This is a genomic window from Rhodovulum sp. 12E13, from assembly GCF_003340565.1.
Lineage (GTDB): Bacteria > Pseudomonadota > Alphaproteobacteria > Rhodobacterales > Rhodobacteraceae > HLUCCA09.
On record NZ_QPLK01000002.1, the window covers coordinates 1 to 17,447 of the forward strand.

Annotated in this window: 17 protein-coding genes and 2 tRNA genes; 13 read left to right on the top strand and 6 right to left on the bottom strand. The window is 70.7% G+C overall.

Annotation, left to right across the window (positions count from 1 at the left end):
• Positions 1 to 505: 505 nt before the first annotated feature.
• Together DLJ49_RS01675 and DLJ49_RS01680 are read right to left on the bottom strand one after the other, a co-directional pair.
• Positions 506 to 1,690 carry a DUF6538 domain-containing protein gene (locus DLJ49_RS01675; protein ID WP_115391791.1) on the bottom strand — a complete coding sequence of 395 codons (1,185 nt, stop codon included), beginning with the start codon at positions 1,688 to 1,690 and terminating at the stop codon, positions 506 to 508.
• Positions 1,691 to 1,751: 61 nt separating this feature from the next.
• Positions 1,752 to 1,826, bottom strand: a tRNA-Thr gene (locus tag DLJ49_RS01680).
• A 343-nt stretch (positions 1,827 to 2,169) separates the two neighbouring features.
• On the opposite strand from DLJ49_RS01680, the gene murA reads away from it, so the two are divergent.
• From murA to DLJ49_RS01715, 6 genes are all read left to right on the top strand, one after another.
• Entirely contained in the window at positions 2,170 to 3,477 is a 1,308-nt protein-coding gene (gene murA, locus DLJ49_RS01690) for a UDP-N-acetylglucosamine 1-carboxyvinyltransferase (RefSeq protein ID WP_115391793.1), read from the top strand.
• Between the two features lie 2 nt (positions 3,478 to 3,479).
• Positions 3,480 to 3,962, top strand: a complete 483-nt coding sequence (locus DLJ49_RS01695; protein ID WP_115391794.1) for a DUF2948 family protein — start codon at positions 3,480 to 3,482, stop codon at positions 3,960 to 3,962.
• 279 nt (positions 3,963 to 4,241) lie between these two features.
• Entirely contained in the window at positions 4,242 to 5,546 is a 1,305-nt protein-coding gene (gene hisD, locus DLJ49_RS01700) for a histidinol dehydrogenase (protein WP_115391795.1), read from the top strand.
• A gap of 65 nt (positions 5,547 to 5,611) precedes the next feature.
• Positions 5,612 to 6,250 (top strand): cation efflux transmembrane domain-containing protein, encoded by a 639-nt coding sequence (locus tag DLJ49_RS01705; RefSeq protein WP_115391796.1) that lies wholly within the window; start codon positions 5,612 to 5,614, stop codon positions 6,248 to 6,250.
• Positions 6,251 to 6,353: 103 nt separating this feature from the next.
• On the top strand, positions 6,354 to 6,833 hold the full coding sequence (locus DLJ49_RS01710) for a UPF0262 family protein (RefSeq protein ID WP_115391797.1): 480 nt from the start codon (positions 6,354 to 6,356) through the stop codon (positions 6,831 to 6,833).
• Between the two features lie 66 nt (positions 6,834 to 6,899).
• Positions 6,900 to 7,325: an arsenate-mycothiol transferase ArsC gene (locus DLJ49_RS01715; RefSeq protein ID WP_233488654.1), complete on the top strand. Its 426-nt coding sequence runs from the start codon at positions 6,900 to 6,902 to the stop codon at positions 7,323 to 7,325.
• A 52-nt stretch (positions 7,326 to 7,377) separates the two neighbouring features.
• Here DLJ49_RS01715 and lipB read toward each other — a convergent pair whose 3' ends face one another.
• Positions 7,378 to 8,097, bottom strand: coding sequence for a lipoyl(octanoyl) transferase LipB (gene lipB / locus DLJ49_RS01720; protein WP_115391799.1), 720 nt, complete (start codon positions 8,095 to 8,097; stop codon positions 7,378 to 7,380).
• Between the two features lie 211 nt (positions 8,098 to 8,308).
• On the opposite strand from lipB, the gene DLJ49_RS01725 reads away from it, so the two are divergent.
• The 3 genes from DLJ49_RS01725 to DLJ49_RS01735 all read left to right on the top strand — a co-directional run bounded on the left by DLJ49_RS01725 (position 8,309) and on the right by DLJ49_RS01735 (position 12,181).
• Positions 8,309 to 8,395: transfer RNA gene (locus DLJ49_RS01725), tRNA-Leu, on the top strand.
• A 170-nt stretch (positions 8,396 to 8,565) separates the two neighbouring features.
• Positions 8,566 to 11,100: a heavy metal translocating P-type ATPase gene (locus DLJ49_RS01730; RefSeq protein WP_115391800.1), complete on the top strand. Its 2,535-nt coding sequence runs from the start codon at positions 8,566 to 8,568 to the stop codon at positions 11,098 to 11,100.
• A 91-nt stretch (positions 11,101 to 11,191) separates the two neighbouring features.
• Complete coding sequence (locus DLJ49_RS01735) at positions 11,192 to 12,181, top strand: cation diffusion facilitator family transporter (protein WP_115391801.1); 990 nt, start codon at positions 11,192 to 11,194, stop codon at positions 12,179 to 12,181.
• On the opposite strand, the gene DLJ49_RS01740 is transcribed toward DLJ49_RS01735, so the two are convergent.
• The gene (locus DLJ49_RS01740; RefSeq protein WP_115391802.1) at positions 12,147 to 13,019 is read right to left on the bottom strand and encodes an MBL fold metallo-hydrolase; all 873 of its coding nucleotides are present in this window, start codon (positions 13,017 to 13,019) and stop codon (positions 12,147 to 12,149) included. The two genes, DLJ49_RS01735 and DLJ49_RS01740, sit on opposite strands and share 35 nt — an antisense overlap.
• A 110-nt stretch (positions 13,020 to 13,129) precedes the next feature.
• Here DLJ49_RS01740 and queG point away from each other — a divergent pair, with 110 nt between their 5' ends.
• Complete coding sequence (gene queG / locus DLJ49_RS01745) at positions 13,130 to 14,209, top strand: tRNA epoxyqueuosine(34) reductase QueG (RefSeq protein ID WP_115391803.1); 1,080 nt, start codon at positions 13,130 to 13,132, stop codon at positions 14,207 to 14,209.
• 56 nt (positions 14,210 to 14,265) lie between these two features.
• Positions 14,266 to 14,466, top strand: coding sequence for a hypothetical protein (locus tag DLJ49_RS01750; protein WP_115391804.1), 201 nt, complete (start codon positions 14,266 to 14,268; stop codon positions 14,464 to 14,466).
• Positions 14,467 to 14,517: 51 nt separating this feature from the next.
• Here the strand turns inward: DLJ49_RS01750 and DLJ49_RS01755 are convergent, their stop codons facing one another.
• Positions 14,518 to 14,961 (bottom strand): hypothetical protein, encoded by a 444-nt coding sequence (locus DLJ49_RS01755; RefSeq protein WP_115391805.1) that lies wholly within the window; start codon positions 14,959 to 14,961, stop codon positions 14,518 to 14,520.
• Positions 14,962 to 15,039: 78 nt separating this feature from the next.
• A complete protein-coding gene (locus DLJ49_RS01760) occupies positions 15,040 to 15,909 on the bottom strand; it encodes a branched-chain amino acid aminotransferase (protein WP_115391806.1) in 870 nt (289 codons plus the stop codon).
• A gap of 170 nt (positions 15,910 to 16,079) precedes the next feature.
• On the opposite strand from DLJ49_RS01760, the gene DLJ49_RS01765 reads away from it, so the two are divergent.
• Positions 16,080 to 16,595: a MarR family winged helix-turn-helix transcriptional regulator gene (locus DLJ49_RS01765; RefSeq protein WP_115391807.1), complete on the top strand. Its 516-nt coding sequence runs from the start codon at positions 16,080 to 16,082 to the stop codon at positions 16,593 to 16,595.
• A complete protein-coding gene (locus tag DLJ49_RS01770; RefSeq protein ID WP_115391808.1) occupies positions 16,592 to 17,374 on the top strand; it encodes a response regulator in 783 nt (260 codons plus the stop codon). Before DLJ49_RS01765 ends, DLJ49_RS01770 begins: the two co-directional genes overlap by 4 nt.
• Positions 17,375 to 17,447 lie beyond the last annotated feature (73 nt).

Below are 17,447 nucleotides of genomic sequence, written 5' to 3' on the forward strand. Positions count from 1 at the left end.
GTCTGCTTCTTCTTCATCGCGTGGCGGAGGCCGGGAAAGGCGGGCTGCTTGGGCATCGGGGGCCTCCTTCGTGGTCCCGCCCAGTCTACCCCACGCCGATCAGAGAGCGAGGTTTTTCAGACGTTCCCATTGATCCGATTGCACCAGACAACCCCAATCGAACCAGATTCCCCCCAATTCTGTCGAACTTCGGCTACCCGGCCCCGGTGGAGGCACCGCCATCAACCCGAAGCCATGCCCCTGGGTGGGTCGCGCTCCACCCTGAGGCGGCAGCACAGGCCGTGCCCGGTGCCGTAGTACGAATCGTAGTACCAACGGTGCCTGTTGACCGCGCCTCCGGCCCACTGCTACCCCAGCAAACGCTGAGTGCAGGGCCACAGAGGGTGCTGTGACGGGAGCCAGCCAAGGGCAACCACGCCCTCCGGCAGCACCATCTCCACAGACAACCCTCTGGCTCTCCTCAGCTTTTCTGGAGCTGACCGGAGGCGTAGAACATGCCCCGGAGCTACACCGCCGCTTTCATCCACTTGGCGAGGACCTCAAGCGGGTAGCCCCTGCCGTAGCTGTGCCCCACGCCTTCGGTCTGCCAACCACCAATCTGGTCCACGATGTCAGCCGGGCACTCGACGGCTCGGAGGCGATCCCTCATCGAGTGGCGAAAGCTGTGCATGGTGCAGCGCTCAGGGACGTGTGGCTTCATCCATTTGTTCAGCGCCGCGCTGGCAGAGTTCGCGCTGGTCGCGTCTCCCTTGTTGTAGCGAGGGAAGGCGAACTCGCTGCCGGTCGGCTCAGCAATGATCCGATGAGCGGCCCACAGCGATACGCCAACAAGGGGGACCGTCCTTGCGCTTGTCGAGGTTTTCAGCCGCCGCCATGGATGCTCGCGGATGAGTACGTGCGGGATGGGCGCGTCGAGGACGATGTCCTCCCGAAGAAGACCCACAGCCTCGGCGAGGCGTATCCCGGTGTCGGACACAAGCGCCACGAGCCAGCGAGCCTCGTCATCGACGGCATAGCATCTCTCTTGGACCTTGCGGATGTCCACCAGCGAGAGCGGCTGTCGATCCTCCACACCGGCCTTCCGGTCGTAGTAGACCCCGGCGAATGGATTGGTGAGGGTTATCCCGATCTCCGAGGCGGCGAAGTTGATCACGGAGCGAACCGTGCCGAAGACCCTCGTGATGCTGCTGCCCGACAGTTGTCGCTTGATCAGTGCATCGCGGAAGGCGTTGGCGTCGGCCCGCTTGTAGGCTGAGATGTCCTTGTCGCCGCAGGCGTCGATGACGTATCCGCATGACCGTTCCGCAGCTCTGTGGAAGGTGGCAGGGCGGTTGGCCCCCTTGAGCCGCAAGTAGAGCGCGACGGCCTCGCTGAGGCTGATCCCCTGCTCCTCTGTCTCAGGCTGGGCCAAGGGCGACCCAGGCATGGCGATGGGACGAGACCCGCCCATCCTGAGGAGGTGCTTACCCGGCAGGTCCATGCTGTGCATCCGCAGGAAGTGCCAATGCTCGTCGAGCTGCTGCGACGCCTTGAGCGCCCGCGCTCTGGCCACCGAGGCCGACCTCGTCCTCAGAGAGAAGGAAATCTTGCCGCTCGTGTAGTGGTCTCGCAGGTCGCTCGGGACCCGTCGCGTGAAGTAGAACACCCCCTGCTTCTCGAATGTGAAAGGGGCGGATTTGTTCTCCGGCATGTTCTACGCCTCCGGTCAGCTCCAGAAAAGCTGAGGAGAGTCAGAGGGTTGTCTGTGGAGATGGTGCTGCCGGAGAGATTTGAACTCTCGACCTCTCCCTTACCAAGGGAGTGCTCTACCCCTGAGCTACGGCAGCGTCCGACGCGGCCGGTCATACAGGCATGGACCGTGCGTGCAAGGCATTTCTGCCGCAATGCGGGCAGGGCGTGCCCTGCGCCTCTGGACGTGCCGGGGCATGCTGGCGTAAGGCCCCGCGCATGGGTGGAGGTGGACGCTCCCGCTGGCCCGATGCCGGCACGGTGCCGCGCGACGCGCGGTTGAAGGCCGCTCTGCGGGCCAATCTCCGCCGGCGCAAGGCGCGCCCGGCAGAGGAGCAGGCGACGCCCGGCCCCGCGGCAGGCGATCCGGGACAGCCGGACGCCCGGGAGGCAGGCAGGCCCGGAGAGAGCGGCCAAGGCGAGAACGGGGGCACTTGAGGCATGGACAGGATCGTCGTCACCGGGAACGGCCCGCTATCGGGGGCGATCCAGATATCCGGCGCCAAGAACGCCTGTCTCGCGCTGATGCCGGCGACCCTGCTCAGCGAGTCGCCGCTTACGCTGACCAACGCGCCGCGCCTGTCGGACATCCGCATGATGGCGACATTGCTGCGCTCGCTCGGCGCCGAGGTGTCGTCGCTTGCCGACGGCAAGGTGCTGGCGCTGTCGTCGCACGCGCTGACCGGCTCGCGCGCCGAATACGATATCGTGCGCAAGATGCGCGCCTCGATCCTCGTCCTGGGGCCGCTGCTGGCGCGGCTCGGCCATGCCGAGGTGTCGCTGCCCGGCGGCTGCGCCATCGGCGCGCGGCCCGTCGACCTGCACCTGCGCGCGCTCGAGGCGATGGGTGCCGAGCTCGACCTGCGCGATGGATACGTTCACGCCCGGGCGCCCGGCGGGCGGCTCAAGGGGGCGCGCGTCGTCTTTCCGCTCGTCTCGGTCGGCGCCACCGAGAACGCGCTCCTGGCGGCGACGCTCGCCAAGGGCACGACCGTGCTCGAGAACGCCGCGCGCGAGCCCGAGATCGTCGATCTCGCCCGCTGCCTGCGCGCGATGGGCGCCCGGATCGGGGGCGAGGGAACGGCCACGATCACCGTCGAGGGGGTCGATTCGCTCGGCGGGGCCACGCACGAGGTGGTGGCCGACCGGATCGAGCTCGGCACCTACATGCTGGCGCCCGTCATCACCGGCGGCGAGGTGGACCTGCTTGGCGGACGGCTCGACCTCGTCGAGGCGTTCGTGGAAAAGCTGCACGCGGCCGATGTCGAGGTGACGCAGACCAACCGCGGCATCCGCGTCAAGCGCGCCAACGGCGTGGTGCGGGCCGTCGACGTCGCCACCGCGCCCTTCCCTGGCTTCCCGACCGACCTGCAGGCGCAGATGATGGCGCTGCTGAGCACGGCTCAGGGGGTGAGCCGGCTGGAGGAGACGATCTTCGAGAACCGTTTCATGCACGCCCCTGAACTCGCGCGGATGGGCGCCAGGATCGACGTGCAGGGCGGAGTGGCCACGGTGACAGGCGTCGAGCGGCTGAAGGGCGCGCCGGTGATGGCGACCGACCTGCGCGCCTCGGTCTCGCTGATCCTCGCGGGCCTCGCGGCCGAAGGCGAGACGGTGGTCAGCCGCGTCTATCATCTCGACCGCGGCTACGAGCGGGTGGAAGAGAAGCTCGGTGCGTGCGGGGCGAAGATCGAGCGCATCGCCGGCGAGGGATCGGCCGAGGCGATGGCGGAAGAAGGCGTGTCCTGACGATGCCGGGCGACGCCTCGTTCGACGAGGGCGGCGAGCGCCCGCTCTTCCTCGCGGCGATGGATGACGAAGGGCTGGCCGTGATCTCGGCGCTGGCGCAGGACGCGGTGTTTCCGGTGTCCGAGATGCGGTGGCAGCCGCGGCGGCGCCGCTTCGCCGTGCTGCTCAATCGCTTCCGCTGGGAGGACAGGGCGCGTGCCGAGGCGCGCGGGCGCCCCTACGAGAGGGTGCGGTCGCTGCTGGTGGTCGACGACGTGCTGGCGGTGCGCAGCCAGGGCATCGACCGGTCGGAGGCCGAGACGGTGCTGTCGCTGCTCTCGGTGACGTGGGAGCCGGGCGAGGACGGTGCGGGCCGCGTGCTGCTGACCCTCGCCGGGGACGGGGCGGTGGGCCTCGAGGCCGAGTGCCTCGACGTGACCCTGAAGGACGTGACCCGCCCCTACGCGGCGCCCTCCGGCACGGCGCCCGGACACGACCTGGACTGAGCATGTCACGGGCCGTTTCCGGACGGCGTGCCTGCGGCACGTTCCCTCTTGCCCTTCGGGCGGGGTGGGGCGCTGCCCCCGTCGCCTGCGGCGACTCCCCCGGAGTATTTGAGCCAGGATGATGGGAGAGGCGGGGCGCGCGCAGGCGGCGGGTGCCCGGGCGGGTAGTGTGCCGGACCGCGGCCCGCGCCCGTGGGGCAGGTGCGTCGTGCGCGGGGCGAGTGCTTGTGAGCCGGGCATCGGAGCGGTATCTGCCGGCGGGCGAGAGGGGAGAATGCGATGCCGGTCTTTCTGGACAGTGCGGAGCCGGGGTTCGACGCGGCGTTCGGCGCGCTTCTGACGGCCAAGCGCGAGGAGTCGCCCGAGGTCGAGGGCGCGGTCGACGCGATCATCGCCGACGTGCGGGCGCGGGGCGATGCGGCGCTGGTCGAGCTGACCGAGCGTTTCGACAGGATCCGTCTGACGCCGGAGACGCTCGCCTTTTCAGAAACGGAGATCGAGGCGCTGGTGGCGAAGGTGCCCGCGGCCGAGCGCTCTGCACTGGAGATCGCGGCCGATCGCATCCGTGCCTACCACGAGCGCCAGATGCCCCGGGACGAGAGCTGGACCGACGAGGCGGGCGCCGCGCTCGGCTGGCGGTGGAGCGCGGTGGGCGCGGCCGGACTTTACGTGCCGGGAGGGCTCGCCGCCTACCCGTCGTCGGTACTGATGAACGCGATTCCGGCGCGGGTGGCGGGCGTGGGCCGGCTGGTGATGACGGTGCCGACGCCTGACGGGGTGGCGGATCCGCTGGTGCTGGCGGCCTGCCGGGTGGCGGGAGTCGACGCGGTCTACCGGGTGGGCGGCGCGCAGGCGATCGCCGCGCTCGCCTATGGCACCGAGACGATCGCCGCCGTCGACAAGGTGACGGGGCCGGGCAACGCCTACGTCGCCGCCGCCAAGCGGCGCGTCTTCGGGCGGGTCGGCATCGACATGATCGCGGGGCCCTCGGAGATCCTCGTGATCGCCGACGGCACGGCCGACCCCGACTGGGTGGCGGTCGATCTGCTCAGCCAGGCCGAGCACGACGAGAGCGCACAGTCGATCCTGATCACGCCCGACGCCGCGTTCGGCCGGGCGGTGGCGCAGGCCGTCGAGGCGCGGCTGCCCGCGCTCGAGCGGGCCGCCATCGCCGGGGCGAGCTGGCGCGACTATGGCGCGGTGATCGTGGTGCGCGACCTCGACGAGGCCGCCGCCCTGTCGGACCGGATCGCGCCCGAGCACCTGGAGCTGTGCGTCGACGATCCCGACGCGCTGGCCGGGAAGGTGACCAACGCGGGCGCGATCTTTCTCGGGTCATGGACCCCCGAGGCGATCGGCGACTACGTGGGCGGGCCGAACCACGTGCTGCCCACCGCGCGCTCGGCGCGCTTTTCGTCCGGTCTTTCGGTGATGGACTTTCTCAAGCGCACGACGCTGGCGCGCATGACGCCGGGCGCCCTGGCCCAGGTCGGCCCGGCGGCCGAGACGCTCGCCGCCGCCGAGGGGCTGGGCGCTCACGGCCTGTCGGTGCGTCTGCGGCTCGACCGGCTGAACGAGGGGTAGGGGCAGGCCGGGGCTTGCCTCGCCGCGCCCGTGCCCTCACGCTGAGGTGGGCGAAAGGAGGCGACATGGCGGGCTGCGCCTGCGGCACGAATGTCAGGTTCGAGGGAGTCTCGCGGCGGTATCGCCGCGTGCTCCTGGCCGTGATCGCGATCAACGCGGTCATGTTCGTCGTGGAGATGACGGCGGGTGTGCTCGCGGGATCGCAAGCGCTCAAGGCCGACGCGCTCGACTTTCTCGGCGACACCCTGACCTATGCCCTGTCGCTCTGGGCCATCGGTCGGCCGCTGTCGGTGCGGTCGGCCGCGGCGCTGGTGAAGGGCGCGAGCCTTGGGGCCATGGGGCTTTGGGTACTGGGCGCGACGCTCTGGCAGGTGCTCTCGACGGACGTGCCCGTGGCGCCCGTGATGGGGGCTGTCGGCGCGCTCGCCTTCGCGGCAAACGTTGCCAGTGTTCTGTTGCTTCTGCGCTACCGCGACGGCGATTCCAACGTGCGCTCGGTGTGGCTGTGCAGCCGCAACGATGCGATCGGCAACGTCGCCGTGATCGGGGCCGCGGGCTCGGTGGCGCTGACGGGCGCGGCGTGGCCGGACCTGCTGGTCGCCGCGGCGATGGCGGCTCTCTTCCTGTGGTCGTCGGCACAGATCGTCACCCAGGCCCTCGCCGAGCGTGCCGAGGCGCGCGCCGGGGCGAACGCGCCGACCTGACCCGACGGCGCGCCCGTGCGCAGCCGCGCGCCCTCCGGTGCCGCGCCGGATTGCCCCGCACAACGCCCCGCGATAGAGCTTTCGCGTCACAAGGCTGCCGCCCATGTCCCGCATCGCGCATATCGAGATCGACGACTCGCACCTGCCCCCGCCGACGCCCGAGATCGAGCAGGAGCGGAAGGTGGCGATCTTCGACCTGCTGGAGGACAATTCCTTCGCCCTGCCGCCCCGTGGCGACCAGCCGGTGCCCCCCGGTCCCTACCGTCTTTCGCTTGCGATCCGCGAGCGCAGGCTCGTCTTCGATATCGCCCAGGAGGAGGGGGCGCAAGTCGGCGAGTTCCACCTGTCGCTGTCGCCCTTCCGGCAGGTGGTCAAGGATTACTGGCAGATCTGCGAAAGCTACTTCGACGCCGTCAAGAAGCTGCCGCCCAGCCAGATCGAGGCGATCGACATGGCCCGGCGCGGCATCCACAACGAGGGCGCGCGGGTGCTTCAGGAGCGGCTCGAGGGCAAGGCCGAGGTCGACATCGATACGGCGCGGCGGCTCTTCACCCTGATCTGCGTGCTGCATTACGGTATGTGAGGCAGCGTGGGTGATCTCCCCTCCTCGATCCTGTTCTGCTGCGACCATAATTCGGTGCGCTCGCCCATGGCCGAGGGGCTGGCCAAGAAGATCTACGGCACCCAGGCCTACCTGCAATCCGCCGGCGTGCATGGCGACCGCGAGATCGACGGCTTCGCCATCGCCGTCTGCGCCGAACTGGGTGTGGAGCTGTCGCGCCACCGCTCGCGCAGTTTCGACGAGATGCAGCAATGGGGCGACGATCTTGGCGGCTTCGACCTGATCGTGGCGCTCTCGCCCGCCTCGCAGCGTCAGGCGCTGGAGCTGACGCGCACCCACTCGCTCGACGTGCTCTACTGGCCGGTGATGGATCCCACGGGCCTCGGTGGCACGCGCGAGCGGCAGCTCGAGGCATACCGGCAGGCGCGCGACCAGATCGTGGAGCGCATGATCGCCACCTGGGGCGGCCGAGCGCCCGAACCAGTCGCGGGCAACGCGGCGCGGGGCGCCTGACGCGGGCGTGCCGGCGCGCGAGCACGGCGGCGCATGACCGGCCGGCCCGGCCTCACGTTCGGGGTTGGATCGGGTGTGCCGCCGGCCCCGATGCGGGCGCGGCGTTTTCCGCGGGCGGCTCCGGCGGCGGAAAGTGGTCGGCGAAGGTCGCGCGCAGTGCGACGTCGAGATCGGCCATCGTCACCGGAAGACCGAGATCGACCAGCGAGGTCACGCCGTGCCCCTCGATGCCGCAGGGCACGATTCCGTCGAAATGCGACAGGTCGGGCTCGACGTTGATGGCGATGCCGTGAAAGCTCACCCACCGCCGCAGGCGGATGCCTATGGCGGCGATCTTGTCCTCCCGCGGGGTGCCGTCGGGCAGAGGCGCCTTTTCTGGCCGCGGCACCCAGACGCCTACCCGGTCGCGATGCACCACGCCGGCCACGTTGAACCGGTCGAGCGCAGCGATCGCCCAGGCCTCCAGCCGCGAGACGAAGGCGCGCACGTCGCGCCCGCGCCGGTTGAGGTCGAGCATGACGTAGACGATGCGCTGCCCCGGCCCGTGATAGGTATATTGTCCGCCCCGCCGCGTCTCGTGGACCGGGAAGCGGTCGGGCCAGCGGAGATCCTCCTGCCGGGCCGAGGTGCCGGCGGTGTAGAGCGCCGGGTGCTCGAGCAGCCAGATCGCCTCGTTCGCCGTGCCCGACGCGATGGCGGCGGCGCGCGCTTCCATCTCTGCGACAGCGCGCTGGTAAGGCACCGGCGCCTCCGAGATCAGCCAGTCGGTCATCCATCCGTCCGTTGCCCGAACGGCAGGCCCGCAGCCTGCCCTGCGTGCCACATAGCGCCTCGATGCGGCCGTGTCGTCCCCCCGCTGCTGCGGTTGAAAGCGCCTCGCGCTCACCGCGCACCGGCACGGCTGCGATGCGGGCCGACGGCGGGCGCATCCCCTCTTGCGAGGCCGCGCGCGACTCGCTAGGTAGCCGCTCACCAAGTCGCGGGCGGTCGTGGCGGAATTGGTAGACGCGCAGCGTTGAGGTCGCTGTGGGGTAAAACCCGTGGAAGTTCGAGTCTTCTCGACCGCACCACCCTTATCCGAAGAACGCGCCGGCCCTGGTGGCCGGCGCTTCTTGTTTCGGCAGCGACGTCCGCGACATGGCGCCGTCGGGGTGCGGCAAAGCTGACTGGTCCTGCCCTTGACCTTCCAGCGGCTGGAGGCCCCATATGCCCGATCATGACGCATGATCGGACCCCTGCCATGACCACCGACACTCTCTCCCTCCGGATCGACGGAATGTCCTGTGCCTCCTGCGTGGGCCGCGTGGAGCGCGCGCTCGCAGGCGTCGAGGGGGTGACGGACGCCGAGGTGAACCTCGCCACCGGCGGCGCGACCGTGCGGCATGACGGTACGGTGACGGCGGCGCGGCTGGCCGAGGCGCTGGAGGCGCAGGGCAAGCCGATGCGCACCGACCGGGCGACACTCGATGTCGAGGGTCTGAGCTGCGCCTCGTGCGTGGGCCGGCTCGAGCGGGTCCTCGCCGCGGTGCCGGGCGTGCTGTCGGCCGAGGTCAACCTCGCCACGGGGCGGGCCGAGGTGCACTTCGCCGAAGGGGCCGTCGCGCCCGAGGCGTTGGCGCGGGCCTCGACCGAGGCGGGCTATCCCGCCCGGCCGCACGGCGAAGGTGACGCTGCGTCAGAGGTCGTGCCCGACCGTGAGGCTGCGCAAGCCGAAGAGACCGCGACCCTGCGCCGCGACGCGCTGATCGCGGGCGCGCTGACGCTGCCTGTCTTCATGATCGAGATGGGCGGGCACATGATCCCCGGCGTGCATGACCTGGTGCACCGCACCATCGGGATGCAGGCGTCGTGGGTGCTGCAATTCGTGCTGACGACGCTGGTGCTGGCCGGTCCGGGGCGCCGGTTCTACACGGCGGGCTTTCCGGCGCTGGTCCGCGGCGCGCCCGACATGAACGCTCTCGTGGCGCTGGGCACGTCGGCCGCCTACGCCTACTCGGTCGTCGCCACCTTCCTGCCGTCGCTTCTGCCCGCCGGCACCCGCGCGGTCTATTTCGAGGCGGCGGCGGTGATCGTCACGCTGATCCTGGTCGGCCGCTTTCTCGAGGCGCGGGCGCGGGGGCGCACGGGCGAGGCCATCCGCCGCCTCGCCGGGCTTCGGCCGAAAACGGCGCGCGTCGAACGCGGCGGAGAGGTCGCCGAGACCGCCATCTCCGAGATCGCGCCGGGCGACCTGATCCATGTCCGCCCCGGCGAGCGCATCGCGGTCGACGGCGAGGTGGCGCAGGGCACGTCCTATGTCGACGAGAGCATGATCACGGGCGAGCCGGTCCCGGTGGAAAAGGCGCCGGGCGCGCCCGTGACCGGCGGCACGGTCAACGGATCGGGCGCGCTGGTCTTCCGCGCGACGCGGGTCGGCGCCGACACGGTGCTCGCGCAGATCATCCGCATGGTCGAGGAGGCGCAGGGCGCGCGGCTGCCGATCCAGAGCCTCGTCAACCGCATCACGCTATGGTTCGTGCCCGCCGTGCTGGTCGTGGCGGTGGCGACGGTCGCCGTCTGGCTGCTCGTCGGGCCGGAGCCGGTGCTGACCCACGCGCTGGTCGCGGGCGTGTCGGTGCTGATCATCGCCTGCCCCTGCGCGATGGGGCTCGCGACGCCGACCTCGATCATGGTCGGCACCGGCCGGGCGGCCGATCTCGGCGTGCTGTTCCGCCGGGGCGACGCGCTGCAGGCGCTCGAGGGCGTGAGCGTGGTCGCCATGGACAAGACGGGCACCCTGACCGAGGGGCGCCCCGCCCTGACGGCGTGGGAGGCGGTGCCGGGCGTCGATGCCGAGGCGCTGCTGGCCCGCGTCGCGGGGATCGAGGATCGTTCGGAGCACCCCATCGCCCGTGCCATCGTGGCGGGGGCCGAGCGGCGCGGCCTGGCCCGCGAGACGCCCGACACGGTGGAGGCTCTGGCGGGGCTCGGCGTGCGGGCGCGGGCGCAGGGCGACGAGGTGCTGGTCGGCGCCGCCCGGCTGATGGACCGCGAGGGCGTCGACACCGCGCCGCTCGCCGCGCGTGCCGAGGCGCTTGCCGAGGAGGGGCAGACGGCGCTCTACGTCGCCGTCGGCGGTCAGGTCGCGGCGCTCGCCGCCGTCTCCGACCCGGTGCGCGAGAGCGCGCGGCGCACCGTCGAGCACCTGCACGGGCTGGGCCTGAAGGTGGCGATGGTCACGGGCGACGGTGCGGCGACGGCGCAGGCGGTGGCCCGCAGGCTCGGCATCGACGAGGTGGTGGCCGAGGTCATGCCCGACGGCAAGGTCGAGGCGGTCGACCGGCTGCGCGGGGAGGGCCGCATCGCCTTCGTCGGCGACGGGATCAACGACGCGCCGGCGCTGGCGGCGGCCGACGTGGGCATCGCCATCGGCAGCGGCACCGACGTCGCCATCGAGAGCGCCGACGTGGTGCTGATGGCGGGCGACCCGGCCGGCGTGGCCAATGCCTTTGCCATGAGCCGGGCGACGATGCGCAACATCCGGCAGAATCTCGTCTGGGCCTTCGGCTACAACGTGGCGCTCATCCCGGTGGCGGCAGGCGCGCTCTACGTCTTCGGCGGGCCGCTCCTGTCGCCGATGCTGGCCGCGGGCGCCATGGCGCTGTCGAGCGTCTTCGTGCTGACCAATGCGCTCCGCCTGCGCTTCGCCGGGGGCACGGCGCAGGCGGGCACCGGCCCTTCGGGCGGCGCGCGGGCGACGGCCCGGCCGGCCGCCGTGCCGGCCCCGGCGGAGTGACGCCGCCGCCCGGCGGGGGCGACTTGCCTCATCGCCCTGGTGGCCCTTGACGGGATAGGCACGCCCCGCGCGACGATACCGGCGAGGCGCCATGAAGAGCGAGGCGGACAGGCGGCGGCTCAACCTCTCGGCCGGGGCGGCCTCGGTCACGGTGGCCCTGACGCTCGTGGTGCTCAAGGCCTGGGCGCTGGCGCAGACGCAGGCGCTGTCGATCGCGGCGACCCTGGCCGACAGTGGGCTTGACCTGCTGGTGTCGGCTTCGGGCCTCGCCGCCATCGCCTATGCCGCGCGCCCCCCCGACGAGGATCACGCCTTCGGCCACGGCTCGGCCGAGGATCTTGCCGCGCTCGGGCAGGCGCTGTTCCTGATCGGTGCGGCCGGGGCCATCGGCGCGGTCGCGGTCTATCGGCTCGCGGCAGGTGGCGAGACGCAGCTTCACGCCGAGGGGCGCGGGGTGATCGTGCTGGTCATCTCGATCGGGCTCACCCTCTCCCTCGTCGCCTGGCAGCGGCACGTCGCGCGGCGCACGGGCAACCGCGTGGTGCAGGCGGATTCGCTCCATTACGTCGGCGATCTGGTGCCCAATCTCGGCGCCATCGCGGCGCTCTGGGCTTCGGCGACCTACGGCGTCTCTGGGGTCGACAGCGTGGTGGCGCTGCTCGCGGCGGGCGTGCTCGCCGTCGGCGCCGTGCGGATCGGGCGCGGCGCGTGGGACGCGCTGATGGACCGGCGGGCCGACCCGGCACTGATCGCCGAGATCGAGCGCGCGGCAGCCGCCCACCCCGGCATCGAGGGCTGCCATGACCTGCGCTCGCGGATGGCCGGCGGGCGCGTCTTCGTCGATTTCCACGTCGAGATCGACGGATCGCTGCCGCTGGCCGAGGCGCACGAGATTGCCGCCGCGCTGAAGCGGCGGCTCCTCGCCGATCACCCGCAGGCTGACATCCTTATCCACATGGACCCGGCCGGCGACCCGGCCTCCGGCGCGTCTGGTGCCGGGGCCGGATCCGGGGCCAGAATCGGGGCCGGGCAGCGGGACATGCCGGTCAGCGCGGCTCGAACCGGCCGACCGGGATCTTGAGGTAGTGCCGCCCGTCGGCCTCTGCCTCGGGCAGGCGGCCGCCGCGGATGTTGATCTGCAGGGCCGCGAGCATCCGGTCGGGCAGGGGCAGGGTGGCGTCGCGCTCGGTGCGCATGGCGAGGAATTCCTCCCGGCTGATCCCGTCTTTCACATGACGGTTCCGGAGCCGGTGCTCGGCGACCGTAGCCATGTATTGAGGGGCCTGCCCCGCCGGCGGATAGTCGTGGCCCGGGTAGAGGCGCGTCTCTGCCGGCAGATCGAGGATCGCGCGGATCGACGCCCACAGCTGTTCGGCCGAGCCGCCGGGGAAGTCGGCGCGCGACGTGCCGCTTTCGGGCTTCATCAGCGTGTCGTGGACGAAGGCCGCGTCGCCGGCGACATAGGTGATCGAGGCCAGCGTGTGGCCGGGCGAAAACATCACGCGCACCGGGATCTCGCCCACCTGGAAGGTGTCGCCATCGGCGAACAGCCTGTCCCACTGGCGGCCGTCGGTGGGCAGGTCGGGCAGGTGGTAGAGATCCTGCCACAGCTTCTGGACGCCGGTCACCTTGTCGCCGATGGCGCGCGGGGCGCCGAGCTTCTCCGCAAGGTAGGGCGCGGCCGAGAAGTGGTCGGCATGGGGGTGGGTGTCGAGGATCCAGGCGATGTCGATCCCCTGTTCCTCGACGTAGGCGAGAATCTCGTCGGCGCTCTGGGTCGTCACGGCGCCGGCGGCCGGGTCGAAGTTCCACACCGGGTCGACGATGGCGCCCTGCATCGTGGCGGGGTCGTGGAACACGTATTGCAGGCTGCCGGTGGGCCTGTCGAAAAAGGCGCGGACCTTGGGGCTGGCGGTCATGTCTTGGGCTCCTTGTCTGCTGCTTCGGGCTAAATATTCCATAAAAGGAATATGACAAGGGCGCGGTTGGAGGGGCGTGCCTGCGGGGTTACCTGCCATGCATGAGGCGCATGGTGGACGAACAGGCCCGAAATCTGAAGGAGGCGCTGCGCGCGCAGGCGCTGGCAGAGGGCTTCGCCGCGATGGGCGTGTGCCGGCCCGACGCGGTGCCGGAGGTGCCGGCCCGGCTGCAGGAGTTCGTCGCGCTGGGCTATCACGGGCAGATGGGCTGGATGGCCGAGCGGATGGAGTGGCGGGGCGACCCCGCGAGGCTCTGGCCCGAGGCGCGCTCGGTCGTGATGCTCGCCGAGCCCTACACGCCGAACGAGGACCCGATGGCGGTGGTGAGCCGCCCCGACCGGGGGGCGATCAGCGTCTACGCCCGGGGCAAGGATTACCACGACCTCGTCAAGAAGCGGCTGAAGCGGGTGGCGCGCTGGCTGGTGGGCGAGAGCGGGGAAGAGGTAAAGGTTTTCGTCGATACCGCGCCGGTGCCGGAAAAGGCACTGGGGCAGGCGGCGGGCCTCGGCTGGCAGGGCAAGCATACCAACCTGCTCGGCCGGGATCTCGGAAACTGGTTCTTCCTCGGCTGCATCTTCACCACGGCCGAGATGCCCGTCGACGCGCCGGGGGAGGAACGCTGCGGGAGCTGCCGCGCCTGCCTCGACGCCTGCCCGACCGATGCGTTCCCGGCGCCTTTCCGCCTCGATGCGCGGCGTTGCATCTCGTATCTGACGATCGAGCACCGGGGGCCGGTGGACGAGGCGCTGCGGCCCGCGCTCGGCAACCGGATCTACGGCTGCGACGATTGCCTCGCCGCCTGCCCGTGGAACAAGTTCGCGGCGGAGGCGCGCGAGATGCGCTATGCCCCGCGTCAGGGCCTCGACACGCCGCGCCTGTCCGATCTGGTGCGGCTCGACGACGCGGGCTTTCGCGCCATGTTTTCGGGTAGCCCGATCAAGCGGATCGGGCGTGACCGCCTCGTGCGCAACGTGCTCTATGCCATCGGCAATTCGGGCGATGCGGCGCTGGCCGAGCTGGCGCGGGGCCTCGTGGACGACCCCGATCCGGCGGTGGCCGACGCGGCGCGCTGGGCCCTCGATCGGCTGACGAAGAACGCCGCCGGCGCAGGAACGCGCGCCCGGCCGTGAGCGTTTGGCAACATGCGCGAATCTGCTAATGTCCCGCGAAACGACAGGAGGATGTCATGAAGAAGCATGTTCTCGACCATCCCCGTGACGTCAGCTCGAATGCGCCTGTGACCCGGTATGCGGGGGCGGCACGGCGGCTGTCAGACGAGACGGCGGACAAGAAGATCCTCGGCCTGCGCCGCCGGTCCAAGGGGCCGTACAACCCTGCGGCGCGCATGCGCGCCTTCCTGCGGATCGAGCGTGGCTACGAGGTGTGATCCGCGATCAGCCGGGCAGGTTGCGTCCTGGCCGGCTGCCGCGCCTGCCTGTCAATTGACCGTCCGGGCCGATTGCACGGAAAAGGCGAGGCGCGCCGCCTCGGCCGCTGGCACGACATGCCGGGCGGCATCGGCCACGGGAAAGGGGCCGAACGCGCTCCGGCCCGCGCGCATGTCGAGCAGCGTTTCGCCGCCGTCGCTGGCCATGATGGCGACATGCGCCTCGACCCCCTTCGCGGCGAGCGCCTCGCGCACGGCCATGCGCAGATCGTCGGGCGTGGCGTAGCCCTGCGATGGGCCGGCCCAGTAGATGCGCGTGCGCACGTAGGGGCCCTCGATCTCGATCCGGGCGTCGGACGCGGCGAGGCGCATCTCGGACAGTGACAGCGGGCGCAGCCGCGGGTCGCCGATGATCTCGGCGATGGTGGCCGTGACGACCGAGGGGCCGGCCACCAGCGCGGCGACCGTCAGCGTGTAGGGCAGGCTCCAGGCCATGACGTACCTCCTCCTCGATCGAGAGACCGCTTTGACGCATGGTCGCAACGAGGAGTTAAAGAGCCCTTTTGCCGTCTCTCAGGAGCGCACGAGAGTTTCGTAGGATTCGGCGATATTTCGCGTCAGTTCGCCGACCTCGAAGCGCCACGGCCCGATCTCGCCGACCGGGGTCACCTCGGCGGCCGTGCCGGTGAGCCAGCATTGCTGGAAGCCCTCGAGCTCTTCCGGCATGATGTGGCGCTCGTGCACGCTGATCTGACGGTCACGCAGGAGGCCGATGACGGTCTGGCGGGTGATGCCGTCGAGGAAGCAGTCAGGCTCGGGCGTGTGCACCTCGCCGTCGCGCACGAAGAAGATGTTGGCACCGGTCGCCTCGGCCACGTAGCCGCGATAGTCCATCATCAGCGCGTCGGCGCAGCCCTTGGCCTCGGCGGCGTGCTTGGACATGGTGCAGATCATGTAGAGGCCGGCCGCCTTGGCGTGAGAGGGAATCGTCTCGGGCGAAGGGCGCTTCCACTTCGAGACGTCGAGCTTGGCGCCGCGCGTCTTGCTGTCGCCGTAATAGGCGCCCCATTCCCAGGCGGCGATGGCCATGCGCACGGGGTTGCGCGACGAACTCACGCCCATGTCCTCGCCCGCACCGCGCCATGCGACGGCGCGCACGTAGGCATCCGACAGGCCGTTGGCCTGCATCACGTCGTGCTTGGCCTTCTCGATCTGGTCGACGGTCCAGGGGATGGGCATGTCGATCGCCTCGCCCGAGTCGCGCAGGCGCTGCGAATGCTTGCGGCTCTCAAAGATCCTGCCGCCGTAGGCCCGCTCGCCCTCGAACACCGACGAGGCGTAGTGCATGGCGTGGGTCAGGATGTGCACGTTGGCCTCTCGCCAGGGGACAAGCGCCCCGTCCATCCAGATCTGCCCGTCTCGGTCCGCGTAGTTGCCGGCCATGTCACCCTCTCCCTCGCCCTGAAGGCCACGTTTTCAGAAGTTGCGCAATTTGCGGCCGATCCGGCCATAAAGTTGCGCAAAAAGCGGACAGTCGGTATCAGTCGCCTCTGGCAATGTCAACAACGCTGACGTAATCTCGCTCCCGAGGGAGCACGCCCGGGGAGGTGGCCATGGCAGACGGCAAGGGCGGGCTCGGCCCGCGGGGCGGCGAGACGCTGCTCTTTCTCACCGACGACCAGCTGCGCAAGGGGATCGAGGCGATGTTCTTCGCCTATCGCGGCTTCACGGCCGACCCCGATCGCATCCTCGACGAATACGGCTACGGGCGGGCGCATCACCGGGCGATCCACTTCATCAACCGCTCTCCCGGCACGACGGTGACCAACCTGCTGTCGATCCTCGGCGTGACCAAGCAGTCGCTCAACCGGGTGCTGCGGCGTCTGATCGAGGACGGGCTCGTGGAGGCGCGCGTCGGCGCGTCGGACCGGCGAGAGCGCAACCTGCACCTGACCGAGGAGGGGCAAGCGCTCGAGCGCGCATTGTCGGACGCCCAGACCGACCGGATGCGACGCGCCTTCCGTGCAGCCGGGCCGGAGGCGGTGGCCGGCTTCCGCGCGGTGCTCGAAGAGATGATGGACCCCGAGCAGCACCGCCAGTACCATCGTCTCTCGGAGGCAGGACGATGAACGACACGGACCTGACAGCGCCCTCGCCCGAGTGGCTTGACGAAGGGGAGCAGCCACTGCCCGCGCCCGACCCCTCCGACGCGCACTTGCTCATCGTCGACGACGATGCCCGCATCCGGACGCTCCTTCAGAAATTCCTCATCCGCAACGGCTTTCTCGTCAGCACCGCGCGCGACGCCGACCAGGCGCGGCGGCTGCTCGGCGGCCTCGACTTCGACCTGATCGTGCTCGACGTGATGATGCCGGGCGAGGACGGCGTTTCGCTGACCGCCGACCTGCGCCGCCGCATCGAAACGCCGATCCTGCTGTTGACGGCCAAGAGCGAGGCCGACGACCGCATCTCGGGGCTCGAGGCGGGGGCCGACGACTATCTGCCCAAGCCCTTCGAGCCGAAGGAGCTGCTGCTGCGGATCGGCGCCATCCTGCGGCGGATGCCCGCCGAACCGACAAGCCCGGCGAGCCCCAAGATGCTGCATCTCGGCCCGGTGCGCTACGACGTCGATCGCGGCGAGATGTGGCGCGGCGATGTGCCGGTGCGGCTGACGGCGACGGAATCGGCGCTGATGCGCATTTTCTCCGCGCGGCCGGGCGAGGCGCTCAGCCGGGCGCAGCTCGTCGCGCAGCTCGGCCGCGACGGCGGACCCGACGGGCCGGGCGCGCATGAGCGCGCCGTCGATGTGCAGATCACGCGCCTGCGCCGCAAGATCGAGACCGACCCGCGTCAGCCCCGCTATTTGCAGACGGTGCGCGGCGCGGGTTACATGCTCGCGCCGGAGTGAGTCCCTCCATGGGCGGCGCAGGCCGCCCCGTCCGGCAATGCGTATTTGGGACAGAAAGAAACCGGGAGGGCGG

Bases quoted from the DNA above. Each gene is read 5' to 3' on its own strand.
- lipB (WP_115391799.1), bottom strand. From the start codon at position 8,097: ATGACCGACTGGCTGATCTCGGAGGCGCCGGTGCCTTACCAGCGCGCT.
- DLJ49_RS01675 (WP_115391791.1), bottom strand. From the start codon at position 1,690: ATGCCGGAGAACAAATCCGCCCCTTTCACATTCGAGAAGCAGGGGGTG.
- DLJ49_RS01765 (WP_115391807.1), top strand. From the start codon at position 16,080: ATGGCAGACGGCAAGGGCGGGCTCGGCCCGCGGGGCGGCGAGACGCTG.
- hisD (WP_115391795.1), top strand. From the start codon at position 4,242: ATGCCGGTCTTTCTGGACAGTGCGGAGCCGGGGTTCGACGCGGCGTTC.
- DLJ49_RS01735 (WP_115391801.1), top strand. From the start codon at position 11,192: ATGAAGAGCGAGGCGGACAGGCGGCGGCTCAACCTCTCGGCCGGGGCG.
- DLJ49_RS01750 (WP_115391804.1), top strand. From the start codon at position 14,266: ATGAAGAAGCATGTTCTCGACCATCCCCGTGACGTCAGCTCGAATGCG.
- DLJ49_RS01715 (WP_233488654.1), top strand. From the start codon at position 6,900: ATGGCCGAGGGGCTGGCCAAGAAGATCTACGGCACCCAGGCCTACCTG.
- queG (WP_115391803.1), top strand. From the start codon at position 13,130: ATGGTGGACGAACAGGCCCGAAATCTGAAGGAGGCGCTGCGCGCGCAG.
- murA (WP_115391793.1), top strand. From the start codon at position 2,170: ATGGACAGGATCGTCGTCACCGGGAACGGCCCGCTATCGGGGGCGATC.
- DLJ49_RS01740 (WP_115391802.1), bottom strand. From the start codon at position 13,019: ATGACCGCCAGCCCCAAGGTCCGCGCCTTTTTCGACAGGCCCACCGGC.
- DLJ49_RS01755 (WP_115391805.1), bottom strand. From the start codon at position 14,961: ATGGCCTGGAGCCTGCCCTACACGCTGACGGTCGCCGCGCTGGTGGCC.
- DLJ49_RS01710 (WP_115391797.1), top strand. From the start codon at position 6,354: ATGTCCCGCATCGCGCATATCGAGATCGACGACTCGCACCTGCCCCCG.
- DLJ49_RS01730 (WP_115391800.1), top strand. From the start codon at position 8,566: ATGACCACCGACACTCTCTCCCTCCGGATCGACGGAATGTCCTGTGCC.
- DLJ49_RS01695 (WP_115391794.1), top strand. From the start codon at position 3,480: ATGCCGGGCGACGCCTCGTTCGACGAGGGCGGCGAGCGCCCGCTCTTC.
- DLJ49_RS01770 (WP_115391808.1), top strand. From the start codon at position 16,592: ATGAACGACACGGACCTGACAGCGCCCTCGCCCGAGTGGCTTGACGAA.
- DLJ49_RS01705 (WP_115391796.1), top strand. From the start codon at position 5,612: ATGGCGGGCTGCGCCTGCGGCACGAATGTCAGGTTCGAGGGAGTCTCG.
- DLJ49_RS01760 (WP_115391806.1), bottom strand. From the start codon at position 15,909: ATGGCCGGCAACTACGCGGACCGAGACGGGCAGATCTGGATGGACGGG.